This window comes from Luteimonas sp. S4-F44, from assembly GCF_022637415.1.
In the GTDB taxonomy this organism is placed as follows: Bacteria; Pseudomonadota; Gammaproteobacteria; order Xanthomonadales; family Xanthomonadaceae; genus Luteimonas.
Map to the genome: position 1 here is coordinate 1,432,359 of NZ_CP093340.1, position 12,948 is coordinate 1,445,306.

A 12,948-nucleotide genomic window follows, 5' to 3' on the forward strand; every position below is an offset into this window, starting at 1 on the left:
GACATGCGCGCCGCTCGCCTGGCCTGGGCGCTGGTGGGCGGGCTGGTCGCCGGCCTGCCCACAGTCGCCGCCGCTTCCGCCGATCCCATCGCGCCTGCGCACCTGGCGGCGCTGGTCGACGCTGCGGCCGAGCGTTACGCGCTGCCCGGCATCGCGGTCGGCGTGGTCGTCGATGGTGAGGTCGTGCTGCGGCACACGCGCGGCGAGCTGCGTGCGGGCGAGGGCGAGGCCGTCGATGCCGAAACGCTGTTCAAGATCGCCTCCAACAGCAAGGCGATGACGGCCGCCGTGCTCGCACGGCTGGTCGATGCCGGGCGGCTGCGCTGGGACGACCCGGTGGTGCGGTATCTGCCGGGTTTCCGTATGTACGACGACTGGGTCACGCGCGAGCTCCAGGTCCGCGACCTGCTGATCCACAACAGCGGCCTGGGCCCGGGTGCCGGCGACCTGATGCTGTGGCCGTCGCCGAATGCCTTCACCCGCGCGCAGGTGATCGAGGGGTTGCGTCACCTGCGGCCGCGCTGGAGTTTCCGCGCGCGCTACGCCTACGACAACACGCTCTATATCGTCGCCGGTGAAGTCGCGGCCGCGGCCGGCGGCGCTCCGTACGACACGTTGGTGCGCCGCGAGGTCTTCGAACCGCTCGGCATGACCCGGTGTCAGGCCGGCGCCTGGCAGCGCGATGCGGTCGGCAACGTCGCCCAGCCGCATGCCCGCGTCGAGGGCCGCAATACCGTCGTGCGCGGCGACGACGCGACGATTCCCGACGAACCAATGATGGCGGCCGGCGGCCTGCGCTGCGGCCTGGACGACATGCTGCGTTGGGCGCAGGCCTGGCTCGATCCCGAGGTCGGCGCGCCGGGCCGACCCTGGCTGTCGGCCGCGCAGCGTGAGGCCGCCTGGACCGCGCACATGCCGATGCCGCTGACCGCACGCATGCGGGCCTGGGATCGCAGCCATTTCTCGGCCTATGGCTACGGCTGGCGGCTGACCGATGTCGACGGCACCGCGAAGGTGTCGCACACCGGCACGCTGTCGGGCATGGTGTCCTCGCTGGTGCTGCTGCCCGAGCAGCGCGTCGGCATCGTGGTGCTGATCAACGGCGATGCCGACGAGGCGCGTACCGTGCTGACTCAGGCGCTGGTCAAACAGTTCGTGGCCACCGACGGCGGCGCGCACGACATCGACGACTATGCCGGCCGGCTGGAGGCGGAGCGGGGCGCGGCGGACCAAGCAGCGCAGCCGGAAACCGACGATGCGGTCGCCGTCGCGCCGGCAGCCGCCGCCGTGCTTGCCGGGCGCTACCGCGATCCGTGGTTCGGCGACGTCGCGCTGTGTCCGCGCGACGGTGGTCTGCGCTGGATATCGATGCGTTCGCCGAAACTCGATGGCGACGTCGTCGCGGTCGATGGCGGGTTCCAGGTGCGCTGGCGCGCGCCCGATGTCGACGTCGATGCCTGGTTGCGGCCGACGCCGGAGGACGGCCGCACGGTCTCACTGCAGATGGCCAAGGTCAACCCGGACGCGGACTTCAGCTACGACTTCGAAGACCTGGCGCTGGCGCGCGTCGGCGACTGCGATTGAGCGATACGCGACATCGCCGTTGCAGGCGACGAGCGCATGCATGGACCAGAACGAAAAAACCCCTGCATTGCTGCAGGGGTTTTTCGTAACACTGGCGGAGCGGACGGGACTCGAACCCGCGACCTCCGGCGTGACAGGCCAGCATTCTAACCAGCTGAACTACCGCTCCGAGCCGCGAGATTCTACGCGAATCCGCGCGCTTGGGAAGGGGGTGCGCAATCTTTTTTTCATCGTGTCTGCGTCGATGCGTGCGCGGCCCGAATCGGGGCGTCTGCAAGGCACATGATCTGCGTCGATCGATGTGCGTGGCCGCGTGATGCGTCGACAGTCCGCTGCGTCGAACAGGGTGTGCGATGAGCGATGTCACTGCATATGTGGATCGTCGATCCGTGTGTCGAGGTCGCCGCGGTAGCGTGGTCGCTGCACCGGCACGCGCATCGAGAGTGACGTCAGGCGAGTGCAAGTCTTGAATCTGCCACGGCGCCAAAAGCCCACGCCCCCACCCGACGCCTCCGGCGTCGGCCTCCGCCCGCAAGCGGGGGAGGTGTGTTTGCGCTATTCGACACTCGCGTCCTCTGATCGAGATCGCGAAAGCCCTCCCCCGCATGCGGGGGAGGGTTGGGTGGGGGCAGGGCGCGCGAAGTCGGATTCGACGCCCATCTTCAACATCGCGCCATACCCGCACCACAAACCAAACACGCAAAAAAAACCCCGCCAAGGCGGGGTTTTTCTTCAACCAGTGGCGGAGCGGACGGGACTCGAACCCGCGACCTCCGGCGTGACAGGCCAGCATTCTAACCAGCTGAACTACCGCTCCACATTGGAAACCTGTTGCTTGGTGGGTGCTGAGGGTTTCGAACCCCCGACCCTCTCCTTGTAAGGGAGACGCTCTACCGCTGAGCTAAGCACCCATGCGGAACAGCCTAGCCGCTTACTTTACCGCATCCTTGAGCGCCTTGCCAGCCTTGAATGCCGGGACGGTCGACGCGGGGATCTGGATCGTTTCCTTGGTCTGCGGGTTCAAGCCGGTGCGCGCGGCGCGCGGACGGGCGACGAACGAACCGAAGCCGACGAAGTTCACCGCGTCGCCGTTCTTCAGCGCTTCGGTGATGGTGTCGAGCAGCGCGTCGACCGCACGGCCAGCGTCGGCGCGGGACAGGCCCGCCTTCTCGGCGACGGAAGCCAGGACATCGTTCTTGCTAAGGGCCATCAGTGAATTCCTCTTTTTAATTATTAGACGTTGAGCGTCTGGACGCTGAGCCGGCATGCACGGCGCCGCCGGCCGGGCGGCGCCGGTCGGACGCGCATGGTACGCGATCCCCCGGTCGATTACGACCTTGCGGGTCCGGGCCTGAATGGCTGCCCGACGGGACCGTCGAAGGTCCGGCGGGAGCCCAGTCCTGCGCGGGTCCTTGCTTGCGGGTAAACTGCCCGGCTCGCCCATCCTGTGCCCCGACTCATGCTGCAAGCGCTTCGAGAAAAGACCAGTGGTTGGATCGCCATCGCCATCGTTGCGTTGTTGGCGGTGCCGTTCGCGTTCTTCGGGATGGAGCACTACCTGTTCCAAAACAATGCCGAGTATGCGGCCAAGGTCGAGGCGCCGCCGACCTGGTGGCGTTCGGCACCCGACATGTGGCTGGTGCGCAAGCTGGTATGGACTTCGACCGAAGTCACGCCCGAGGAGTTCCGCCAGACGTTCGACTCGGTCCGCGAGCAGCGCCGTCAGGCCGAAGGCGAGAATTTCGATGCGCGCGCATTCGAGACGCTGGACAGCAAGCGCGAAGTGCTCGAGCAGTTGATCGACCGCGCGGTGCTGGGGCTGGCCGCCGAGCGCGCCGACATCGTCGTCGGCGATGCGCAGGTGCGCGAGATCATTGCGTCGATCCCTGCATTCCAGGTCGACGGCCGTTTCGATGCGCAGCGCTACCAGATGACCCTGCAGTCCGGACAGCCGCCGCGCACCCCGGCCGAGTTCCAGGCGTCGATCCGCCTCGACCTGCAGCGCGCGCTGGTGCCGCAGGCGATCGCAGAATCGGCATTCGTCACCCCGTCGGAAGCCGAACGCATGATGCGTCTGCTGGACGAGCGCCGCGACGTCGCCTTCGTCGTCGTGCCGCCGCCGGCGGCCGATGAGGCGCCGGTCGCCGATGCGGATCTGCAAGCGTGGTTCGAGAAGAACGCCAGCCGCTACCGCGAGCCGGAGAAGGTCGCGCTGGAGTACATCGAAGTCCTCGCCCAACCGCAGGCCGGTGCCGGCGACGTCGACGAAGCCGAGGCGCGTGCGCATTTCGAGCAGGTCAAGTCGCGGTTTGCGGCCACCGAGCGCCGCCTGGCCTCGCATATCCTGATCGAAGTGCCGGCCAATGCCGATGTGGCCGCGCAGCAGGCGGCGCAGAAGGAAGCCGCGGACCTCGCCGCGCAGGCAGCCCAGCCGGGCGCCGACTTCGCCGCGCTGGCACGTGCGCATTCCGACGACCCGGGCTCGCGCGACAACGGCGGTGATCTGGGCTGGGTCGAGAAGGGCATGATGACCGGCCCGTTCGAGGACACGCTGTTCGGCATGCAGGCCGGCGCGGTCAGCCAGCCGGTGAAGACCGACTTCGGTTGGCATGTGCTGCAGCTGCGCGAGATCGAGGCTGGCAAGCCGGTCGCGTTCGAGGACGTGCGCGAAGAGATGGAGCGCGAAGTCCGTGACGGCGAAGGCGCGCGTGCCTACAACGAGCAGATCGGTCGGATCGTCGACGAGATCAATCGCCATCCGATGTCGCTCGAGCAGGCCGCGGCCGCGGGGCAGCTCGAGGTGCGCACGATCGCGCCGTTCGCGCGCGGCGCCGGTACCGGCATCGCCGCGAACCGGGCGGTGGAGCAGGCCGCGTTCTCCGAGGCGCTGACCCAGGACGGCACGGTCAGCGACCCGATCGAGATCGCGCCCAACCACACGGTCTTCATCCGCGTGACCGCGCATACCCCCGAGCGCGCGCAGACACTGGACGAGGTTCGCGACCGCGTGAATGCCGAAGTCCGTGCCGATCGCATGCGCCAGCAGGCCGAACAGGCCGCCGATGCGATGGTCGCAGAGCTGAAGGCCGGCAAGACCTTGCAGGCGGTCGCGCAGGCACACGGGCTGGAGCCGCAGTCGGTGCCGGGCATCCCGCGCGGCGCGCCGGTCCCCGACCCGGCATCGAATACGGCCTACTTCCAGACGATGCCGCCCGCCGAGGGCAAGACCGCGCCCGGCCGCACGCTGCGGCCCGACGGCAGTGCGGTGGTGTTCGTCGTCGAGCGCGTGGTGCCGGGCGATCCGACCCAGGCGCCGCCGGAGCAGCAGGCGATGCTGAAGCAGCAGCTCGGCGCATTGCTCGGCAACGAGGATGCCGATGTGCTGCAGCGGGCCCTGCGCCGGCAGATGAAGATCACGGTCAACGAAGAGCGGCTCTGACGCCGCCCTTTGGGTCCGGCGGCGCGTGCGCCGCCGAGGCCTCCGCGATCCAACACAACGCCCGGCGATGCCGGGCGTTGTGTTGTCCGCGTCGCAGGCGCAGGCAGGTGCGCCTGCGCATCACGGTGCTGCATCGCCGCGAGCAGAGCGGCATCCGGCGGGCAGGCGGACGCCTGGAGCCGAAATGGACTGCGCCGCAGTTGCCTAAAGATGGGCGCATTGCACTGCGCGCCGCGTCTCGCGGCATGCCTCGCGCGCGTAAGCCGCGCGCGTTCGCGCATCGATGTCGGGGGTGTGCGCACACCTGCGCGCATCGGAGCCGGCCGACCTGAGGGCCGGCCGCGCGCGTTGGCGCCTAGTGCGCCTCGCCGATGTGCAGTTCCATCCCCGGACGCAGGACGCTGCGGGGATCGAGGCCGTTGCGGCGGAGCAGTTCCTGACTGCTGACGCCGTAACGGCGCGCGATCGACCAGATCGACTCGCCGCGCGTCACCGTATGCACCGATGGCGCGGCGCTGCGCGTCGGAGCGGCGTGTGACGCACCTCCGGCCGGCGGCAATGGTTCGAATTCCGGCGGCGCTTCGGCCAGGAATACCGGCGGTGTCGCCGCGGCCTGCGGTACCAGGACCTGGGTCGGCTGTCCGATGCGCGCGATCCGGCCATCGGTGTGCGCCGGGTTGAGTCGCTTGAGCTGGGCGGCATCAGTCTCGTGCCGCGATGCGAGCCCGTCGAGGTCGCGGATGCCGTCGGGCACGGTGATCGCCTGCAGGATCGGCACCTCGCGATCGAGCGCGGCCATCCAGTCCTCGCGCGTCTCGGCTTCCTTGATCAGGCACGACAGCGCATGGAGCTTGCGCACGTAGGCCTGGGTGAGCGCGGGCATCGGCAACGCCTGCGGATCGGCATTGGCCGCGACTTGGCCGGCACGCTCGAGCGCGCCGAAAACACGATACTCGCCGGCGTTGTAGGCCATCACCGCCAGCCGCCAGTCGCCGGCAAACATGCCGTGCAGGGTCTTGAGGTAGCGCACCGCCGCGCGCGTGGAGTCGGCGGGCGAGAGCCGGCCGTCGTAGCCGGCGCGGATCGGGATTTTGTGATTGCGTGCGGTGACCGCGATGAACTGCCACAGCCCGGCCGGTCCCGCCGCGCTGCGGGCGCCGGGCCGGTAGCCGCTCTCGACGAACGGAATCAGCGCGTACTCGGTCGGCAGGTGCGCCTCGCGCACCGCATCGACCACGTAGCCGAACAGCGGTAGCACATCGGTGTTGCGCGAGACCAACTGGCGCGGGACATGCGCGAAATGCGAGCGCCAGCGTTCGCTGGCATCGTCGCTGCAGTCCTGCTCGGCCAGCCCGTCGCGGAAGCGCAGGTAGATCTCCCGGCCGGTGCGGGTCGCCGCCGGGGCCGGCGTCGGGGCGTGGGAGGCGGCGGGCGGTGCGAGGTGCGGCAGGGCACCGGCGGGGGCGGCGGACGGCGGCTGGGCGGGAGTGGGCGCGGGCGCGTTGCCGGCCTGGCACAGCGTCGAGACCGCGGCGGCCAGCAGGCCCGCCGCTAGCCGGAGACGAGGGCCCCGCCTCATGCGCGGAAACCGTCCTTCCAGTGCCGCAGCGCGGCGAACACGTCGGCGCGCCCGGCGCCCGGGGCGAGGCCGGCATGCGCGCTGGCCGCGGCCCGGACGGCCGGGGCGTCGACGCGCAGGAACGGATTGCAGACGAGCTCCGCCTGCAGGGGAACGGGAAGCGTGGGCCGGTGGGCACTGCGCATCGAGACGATCTCCTGTTCGCGGCGTCGCAGCGCCGCGTTGTCCGGATCGACAACACGGGCGAATGCCGCGTTGGACCGGGTGTATTCATGGCCGCAACAGACCAGCGTATCGGCGGGCAGGGCCGCCAGGCGGTCGAGTGAGGCCAGCATCTGGACCGCGCTACCTTCGAACATTCGCCCACAGCCGAGGCTGAACAGCGTGTCGCCGCAGAACAGATGGCCGTGGCCGACGAAGGCGATATGGCTGCGGGTATGGCCCGGCACCGCCAGCACGTCGAAGGCCCAGGGGCCGATTTCAAGCCGGTCGCCGTCGCCGATCCGGTGGGTCGCCAGCGGGATGCGAGCGTCATCCGGCGCGACGATGTCCAGCGACGGCCAGCGCTCGCGCAGGGCGGGGACGCCGCCGATGTGGTCGTCGTGGTGATGGGTCAGCAGCACCAGCGCCGGGCGCAGGCCTTGATCCGCAGCCGCCAGCACCGGCTCGGCGTCGCCCGGGTCCACGACCACCGCGGCGCCATCGTCGGCCGCCAGCGTCCAGATGTAGTTGTCCTCGAACGCACGCAGCGCCTGCAGTCGCATCGGTCGGGAGGGGCGGTGACGGCCGAAGGCCTTACAATGCGGACCATGCCCGCGATTTCTCCATCCGGTCAACCCGGCAGCGTCGGCGACTGGTTCCAGACCCCGGCCGGACGCGCGGTGCTCGACAGCGAACACGCCCTGGTGGCCGAGGCACTGGGCGGGCATCCCGGGCTGCCCTGGCTGTGGCTGACCCCGGTCGCGCCCGAGATCGAGATTGACGGGCGCGGCCTGTGTCTGGTGCGTGGCGGCCGCAGCCTGCACGGCCCGGTGCGCTGCGCCTGGCCGTTGCCGCTGCCCAGCGAGGCTTTCGGCGCGGTGCTGCTGCAGCACGTGGTCGGCCCGCATGGCGAGGATCGCGGCCTGCTCGAAGAGGCCGCACGCGTACTCGCCCCGGGCGGCTACCTGTGGCTGCTGCTGCTCAACCCGCTCACACCCTATCGCTGGCGCTGGCGCGGCAGTGGCATTGCCAGTGCCGAGCCGCTGGCCTGGCGCCGGCGCCTGCGCGAAGCGGGACTGGCGCCCGATGCCGTCTCGCGCGGCGTCGGCCCGAGCTGGCGGCCGGTGGCGGCGCCGACCCCCCAACACGGGCCGGGCTTTCGCGCCGCCTATGCGATGCGTTGCCAGAAGCGGCATCTGCCGCTGACCCCGGTCCGCCAGCCGCGCACGCTGGCCCTGCCGGCCGCCGCGCCGGCCGCCTGACCCTTCCGCAACAGGACATTGATGAAGTCGATCGAGATCTACACCGATGGCGCCTGCCTCGGAAATCCCGGCCCCGGCGGCTGGGGCGCGCTGTTGCGCTACCGCGGCACCGAGCGCGAACTGAGCGGCGGTGAGCCGCAGACCACCAACAATCGCATGGAGCTGATGGCCGCCATCGCCGCGCTCGAGGCGCTGACCGAGCCCTGCCGGGTCGACCTGCATACCGATTCGCAATACGTGCGCCAGGGCATCACCGAATGGCTGGCCAACTGGGTGCGGCGCGGCTGGAAGACCGCCGGCGGCGGCGCGGTCAAGAATCAGGACCTGTGGCAGCGCCTGCAGCAGGCCTGCCAGCGCCACGAGATCGCCTGGCACTGGGTGAAGGGCCACGCCGGCCATCCGGAGAACGAGCGCGCTGACGCGCTCGCCACCGCCGCCGCGCGCGCCCAGCGCGCCGCGATCGCCTGACCGACGACAAGAGGAATTCCGACCGATGCGACAGATCGTGCTCGACACCGAGACCACGGGCCTGGAATGGAAGAAGGGCAACCGGGTCGTCGAGATCGGCTGCGTGGAACTGGTCGAGCGCCGCCCGACCGGCCGCACCTACCACCAGTACATCCGGCCCGATGTGGATTTCGAGCAGGGCGCGGCTGAGGTCACCGGCCTGAGCCTGGAGTTCCTGGCCGACAAGCCGCCGTTCGAGGCGATCGCCGACGCCTTCCTGGCCTTCATCGACGGCGCCGAACTGGTCATCCACAACGCCGCGTTCGACATCGGCTTTTTGGACTACGAACTGTCCCGACTGGGGCCGCACTACGGCGATATCCGCAGCCGGGTGACAGTCGAGGACTCCCTGCTACTCGCGCGCCAGCGCTATCCGGGCCAGCGCAACTCGCTCGATGCACTGTGCAAGCGGCTGGGCGTGGACAACACCCATCGCCAGCTCCACGGCGCACTGCTCGATGCGCAACTACTGGCCGAGGTCTACCTGGCGCTGACCGCGGGCCAGCACGAAATCGGCTTCGCGGCGCCGGTCGAGACCCGGGCCACGGTGCAGGTGACCACGGTGCAGCCCACGGGCGTGCGGCCGGCGCTGACGGTGCCCGAGGCCGACCTCGCGCTGCATGCGGCGCGGGTGGAGGCGATCCGCCGCAAGGCCGGCCAGTGCCTGTGGGACGCGCCTGCCGTGGCCGAGGCCGTCTAAGGCTGCGACCGGGGGTCGGCCGCGCCGCTCAGTGGCAGCGGATCAGGATCGCGGTGATGTTGTCCGAGCCGCCGCCGTCGAGCGCGGCGGCCACCAGGCCGTCGACGCATTCCTGCGCGCTGCATTCGGCATGCGCCAGCACTTGCGCGATCGCCCGGTCGTCGACTTCCTCGGTCAACCCGTCGCTGCACAGCAGCAACTGGTTACCGGGCGCGAGTTCGCCGGCCAGCGTTTCGACATTGAGCGCCTGCGGGTCGGTGACCCCCAGTGCCTGGGTGACCACATTGCGCTGCGGATGGGTCCGCGCCTGGTCCACGCTCAGCGCGCCCTGGGCAATCAGCGCCTGCACGTAGCTGTGATCCTGCGACAACTGTGCCAGCTGGCCGTCGCGCCACAGATACACCCGGCTGTCGCCGACCCAGGCGACCTCGAAGCGGCTGCCGGTGATGCGCGCCGCGACCACGGTGGTGCCCATCGGCAGGGTGTCGTTGCGCCGCCGCGACGCGCGGATAATCTCCTCGTCCGCCAACCGGATCGCCTGGGGCAGTGAGCGCCCCTGGCGGATCTCGCGCACGATCGCCTCGCGGGCCAGCGCGCTGGCGACCTCGCCGTACTCGTGCCCGCCCATGCCGTCGGCGACCAGCCAGAGCCCGAGCTCGCTGTCGCCGTAGTACGTGTCTTCGTTGAGCTCGCGGCGCAGGCCGGCGTGGGTCAGGTGTCCGAATTCGATCATGCAGGGTCTCCGCGCCGGCGGGCCGGGCGCGGACCGGGGCGGGCAGGGGCTCGGGCGGCAAGGCTGGGAGGCGGGGTAGGGACGCGCATGGGGCATTGTGGCGCCGGTCGGCCTGCCAGCATAGGCCGGCACCTGTACCGATGCCATGTAGGCGGGCTTGCGGGTGCAGCCGGCTGCCGTATCGTGAGGGCCTTGTCTGTCCCCGACCCCGCAATGCAAGCACCCGATGGCCCGTGGCACTGGAATGATGGCGAGATGGCGGCGCGCATCCGCGCATTCGACTGGCGGTCGACGCCGATCGGGAGCATTGAGCGCTGGCCCGCGGCGCTGCGCCAAGCGGTCGCGACCATGCTCGACTCGCCGGCACCGATGGCGATCGCCTGGGGCCCGAGCGGACTGCTGTTCTACAACGATGCCCATCGCGATGTGGCCGGCACCCGCCATCCCCGTCAGCTCGGCCTGCCTCTGATCGAGGCCTGGCCGGAGGCGGAGGCCTTCGTGGACCACATCCTGGCCGAGACCCTGGCCGGGCGCTCGCTGCAACTGCGGGGCCACCCGCTGGAGCTCATGCGCAACGGCGTACCCGAGCGTGTGCTGTTCGACGCGGACTACTCGCCGCTGCGCGACGAGCAGGGCCGGTCGGTCGGCATGCTGGCGATCATTCGCGAGTTGACCCGCGAGTCGATGCTGGCTGCCGCGCGCGAGGCGGGCCGGCATGAGGCCTTTCTGCTGGCGCTGGGCGACGAACTGCGCAGTCTGTCTGTACCGGCCGAGATCCTGCGCGTGGCCTCGCGCAGGATCGGCGAGCATCTCGGCCTCGATCATGTGGGGCTGGCGACTGACGATCCGGTGGGCGGCCTGCGCGTGCGCGAAGGCTGGAGCCGCGATCCCCGCGCACCGGCGCTGCGTCTGCCCGACTGGGTGGCCGAACACGGCGATGTGGTGAGCCACGACGTCGAACGCGATACCGCGTTCGATGCGGCCTCGCGCTCGGCGCTGCGGATGCAGGAGGTCGCCGCGCTCGTGATGAGCGTGCGCGCCGGGCGTGGGCAACAGGGCGCATCGTTGTTCGTCGCGGCTGCACGCACGCCGCGGCACTGGTCCACCGCGGAGCTGAACCTGCTGCGTGAAGTCGGCGAGCGCGCGGGCGCTGCCTCCGAACGGGCTGCTGCCGAGATCGCGCTGACGTCCAGCGAGCAGCGCTATCGTGCGGTCGTCGAGCAGGCGGGTATTGGCGTGGCGATCGCCGATCGCGACTCGCGGCTGGTCTACGTCAACGAACAGTACTGCCGGACCGTGGGCGCCCCGCGCGAAGCGCTGGTCGGCAAACGGATCGAGGAGCTCACGCATCCCGAGGACAGGCCCGAAAGCGCCGCGTTGCTGCAGCGCGTCCTGGAGGAGGGCGTGGCGAACACCGTGGAAAAGCGCATCGTCGTCGATGGCGAGCCACACTGGCTGCGGCTGTCGGTGGTGCCGTGGCGCGATGCCGACGGCGAGATCGTCGGCAGCCTGGCGGTCAGCGTGGACATCACCGGCCGGCGCCAGGCCGAACTGTCGCTGCGCGAAAGCGAAGCGCGGTTCCGGCAGTTCAGCGACGCCTCGTCCGATGTGCTGTGGATCCGCAACGCCGACACGCTGGCGCTCGAGTATCTGAGCCCGGCATTCGAGGCGATCTACGGCGTCGCGTGCGAGGCTGCCATCCGCGATCCGGGGCTGTGGATGACGACGGTGCATGCCGACGATCTGGCCGACGTGCGCGCGCGGATGCGCAAGGTGCGTCACGGCGGCCGCGCCGACTTCGAGTTCCGCGTGCAGCGCCCCAGTGACGGCCGGGCGATCTGGGTGCGCAACACCGCCTTCCCGTTGTTCGACGATGCCGGCCGCGTGCAGCGGATCGCGGGCATCGGCCGCGACATCACCGCCGAGCGCGAGCACGCCGTGCTGCTCGAAACGCTTGTCGCCGAGCTGCAACACCGCACCCGCAACCTGATCGCGGTGGTGCAGTCGCTGGCGCGCCGCACGCTGCAGGGCAGCCCCGACCTGGCCTCGTTCGCGAGCCGGTTTCGCGCCCGGCTCGATGCGCTGGGGCGGGTCCAGGGGCTGCTGTCGCAGGGCGCCGCCCGGGACCGGGTCACGTTCGATGCACTGCTGCGCCAGGAGCTCGAGGCCCACGGCGTGGGTGAGGATGATGCCCGGGTCACGCTCGACGGGCCGGCAGGGGTGCCGTTGCGCTCGCGTGTGGTGCAGACGCTTGCCCTCGCATTGCACGAACTCACGACCAATACCTTCAAACACGGCGCGCTGTCGGACGCGGGCGGGCAGTTGGAGATCCGCTGGGAGATCGTGCCGGGCGAGGCGCAGCAGGCGACCGAGCTGCGGCTGACCTGGCATGAACATGGGGTGGCCGGCATGGCAGCCACCGACAGCGTTGCCGGCTACGGACGCGAGTTGATCGAGCACGCGTTGCCCTACCAGCTCGGCGCGCGGACGACCCACAGCCTGCTGGCGGACGGCATCCTGTGCCGCATCGATGTTCCGCTCGACGGCACGCGCGCGGTGCTGCGGGAGCGCGCGGCATGACGGCGCTGCGGATCCTGGTGGTCGAAGACGAGTACATGCTGGCGATGCACTTGCACGACGGCCTGTGCGCGCGCGGGTGCGCGGTCGTCGGCCCGGTGGCCACGCTCGGCGCGGCGCTGGCGCTGCTTGAGCCCGAGCCCGACTTCGATGCGGCCATCCTCGACGTCAACCTCGACGGCGAGAAGAGCTACCCGCTGGCGCAACGCCTGCAGCGCGCGGGGATTCCGTTCGTGTTCGCCTCCGGTTACGACCGGACCATGCTGCCGAGCGAATTCGCCGGGGCCGCGCATTGCCTCAAGCCGGTGGACCTCGACCAGGCGCTTCAGCAGTTGGGCCTCTGAGCGTTGCGGCGCGCGTGTGACG

The 12,948-nt window shown here is 70.3% G+C and carries 11 protein-coding genes and 3 tRNA genes; 7 read left to right on the plus strand and 7 right to left on the minus strand.

The genetic code is table 11. The annotated features are described in order from the left end of the window. The first annotated feature begins 3 nt into the window (after positions 1 to 3). Entirely contained in the window at positions 4 to 1,584 is a 1,581-nt protein-coding gene (locus tag MNO14_RS06510; protein ID WP_241945897.1) for a serine hydrolase domain-containing protein, read from the plus strand. A gap of 92 nt (positions 1,585 to 1,676) precedes the next feature. Here the strand turns inward: MNO14_RS06510 and MNO14_RS06515 are convergent. From MNO14_RS06515 to MNO14_RS06530, 4 genes are all read right to left on the minus strand, one after another. Continuing rightward, positions 1,677 to 1,753, minus strand: a tRNA-Asp gene (locus tag MNO14_RS06515). A gap of 571 nt (positions 1,754 to 2,324) precedes the next feature. Next, positions 2,325 to 2,401: transfer RNA gene (locus tag MNO14_RS06520), tRNA-Asp, on the minus strand. Between the two features lie 19 nt (positions 2,402 to 2,420). Beyond that, positions 2,421 to 2,495, minus strand: a tRNA-Val gene (locus tag MNO14_RS06525). A gap of 20 nt (positions 2,496 to 2,515) precedes the next feature. Next, positions 2,516 to 2,794, minus strand: coding sequence for an HU family DNA-binding protein (locus MNO14_RS06530; RefSeq protein WP_047136197.1), 279 nt, complete (start codon positions 2,792 to 2,794; stop codon positions 2,516 to 2,518). Positions 2,795 to 3,043: 249 nt separating this feature from the next. Between MNO14_RS06530 and MNO14_RS06535 the strand changes: the two genes are divergently transcribed. Next, a complete protein-coding gene (locus tag MNO14_RS06535) occupies positions 3,044 to 5,023 on the plus strand; it encodes a SurA N-terminal domain-containing protein (RefSeq protein WP_241945898.1) in 1,980 nt (659 codons plus the stop codon). A 355-nt stretch (positions 5,024 to 5,378) separates the two neighbouring features. Here MNO14_RS06535 and MNO14_RS06540 read toward each other — a convergent pair whose 3' ends face one another. Beyond that, entirely contained in the window at positions 5,379 to 6,602 is a 1,224-nt protein-coding gene (locus MNO14_RS06540; protein ID WP_241945899.1) for a lytic transglycosylase domain-containing protein, read from the minus strand. After that, positions 6,599 to 7,366, minus strand: coding sequence for a hydroxyacylglutathione hydrolase (gloB, locus tag MNO14_RS06545; protein ID WP_241945900.1), 768 nt, complete (start codon positions 7,364 to 7,366; stop codon positions 6,599 to 6,601). Before gloB ends, MNO14_RS06540 begins: the two co-directional genes overlap by 4 nt. Before the next feature lie 45 nt (positions 7,367 to 7,411). Between gloB and MNO14_RS06550 the strand changes: the two genes are divergently transcribed. The 3 genes from MNO14_RS06550 to dnaQ are packed head-to-tail and all read left to right on the plus strand — an operon-like array spanning position 7,412 to position 9,272. Beyond that, positions 7,412 to 8,065, plus strand: a complete 654-nt coding sequence (locus MNO14_RS06550) for a methyltransferase domain-containing protein (protein ID WP_241945901.1) — start codon at positions 7,412 to 7,414, stop codon at positions 8,063 to 8,065. A 21-nt stretch (positions 8,066 to 8,086) separates the two neighbouring features. Then, entirely contained in the window at positions 8,087 to 8,533 is a 447-nt protein-coding gene (rnhA, locus tag MNO14_RS06555; RefSeq protein ID WP_241945902.1) for a ribonuclease HI, read from the plus strand. A gap of 25 nt (positions 8,534 to 8,558) precedes the next feature. Continuing rightward, on the plus strand, positions 8,559 to 9,272 hold the full coding sequence (gene dnaQ / locus MNO14_RS06560) for a DNA polymerase III subunit epsilon (RefSeq protein WP_241945903.1): 714 nt from the start codon (positions 8,559 to 8,561) through the stop codon (positions 9,270 to 9,272). Between the two features lie 28 nt (positions 9,273 to 9,300). Here dnaQ and MNO14_RS06565 read toward each other — a convergent pair whose 3' ends face one another. Then, entirely contained in the window at positions 9,301 to 10,005 is a 705-nt protein-coding gene (locus MNO14_RS06565; RefSeq protein ID WP_241945904.1) for a protein phosphatase 2C domain-containing protein, read from the minus strand. A gap of 213 nt (positions 10,006 to 10,218) precedes the next feature. On the opposite strand from MNO14_RS06565, the gene MNO14_RS06570 reads away from it, so the two are divergent. Continuing rightward, positions 10,219 to 12,585, plus strand: coding sequence for a PAS domain S-box protein (locus MNO14_RS06570; protein WP_241945905.1), 2,367 nt, complete (start codon positions 10,219 to 10,221; stop codon positions 12,583 to 12,585). Beyond that, positions 12,582 to 12,926, plus strand: coding sequence for a response regulator (locus MNO14_RS06575; RefSeq protein ID WP_241945906.1), 345 nt, complete (start codon positions 12,582 to 12,584; stop codon positions 12,924 to 12,926). The genes MNO14_RS06570 and MNO14_RS06575 overlap by 4 nt, the downstream gene beginning before the upstream one ends. The last annotated feature ends 22 nt before the right edge of the window (positions 12,927 to 12,948 follow it).

What these genes read in the sequence shown, in the direction of transcription:
- dnaQ (WP_241945903.1), top strand. Translation starts at nt 8,559, where the DNA reads ATGCGACAGATCGTGCTCGACACCGAGACCACGGGCCTGGAATGGAAG.
- MNO14_RS06565 (WP_241945904.1), bottom strand. Translation starts at nt 10,005, where the DNA reads ATGATCGAATTCGGACACCTGACCCACGCCGGCCTGCGCCGCGAGCTC.
- MNO14_RS06570 (WP_241945905.1), top strand. Translation starts at nt 10,219, where the DNA reads ATGCAAGCACCCGATGGCCCGTGGCACTGGAATGATGGCGAGATGGCG.
- MNO14_RS06540 (WP_241945899.1), bottom strand. Translation starts at nt 6,602, where the DNA reads ATGAGGCGGGGCCCTCGTCTCCGGCTAGCGGCGGGCCTGCTGGCCGCC.
- MNO14_RS06550 (WP_241945901.1), top strand. Translation starts at nt 7,412, where the DNA reads ATGCCCGCGATTTCTCCATCCGGTCAACCCGGCAGCGTCGGCGACTGG.
- MNO14_RS06510 (WP_241945897.1), top strand. Translation starts at nt 4, where the DNA reads ATGCGCGCCGCTCGCCTGGCCTGGGCGCTGGTGGGCGGGCTGGTCGCC.
- rnhA (WP_241945902.1), top strand. Translation starts at nt 8,087, where the DNA reads ATGAAGTCGATCGAGATCTACACCGATGGCGCCTGCCTCGGAAATCCC.
- MNO14_RS06575 (WP_241945906.1), top strand. Translation starts at nt 12,582, where the DNA reads ATGACGGCGCTGCGGATCCTGGTGGTCGAAGACGAGTACATGCTGGCG.
- MNO14_RS06530 (WP_047136197.1), bottom strand. Translation starts at nt 2,794, where the DNA reads ATGGCCCTTAGCAAGAACGATGTCCTGGCTTCCGTCGCCGAGAAGGCG.
- gloB (WP_241945900.1), bottom strand. Translation starts at nt 7,366, where the DNA reads ATGCGACTGCAGGCGCTGCGTGCGTTCGAGGACAACTACATCTGGACG.
- MNO14_RS06535 (WP_241945898.1), top strand. Translation starts at nt 3,044, where the DNA reads ATGCTGCAAGCGCTTCGAGAAAAGACCAGTGGTTGGATCGCCATCGCC.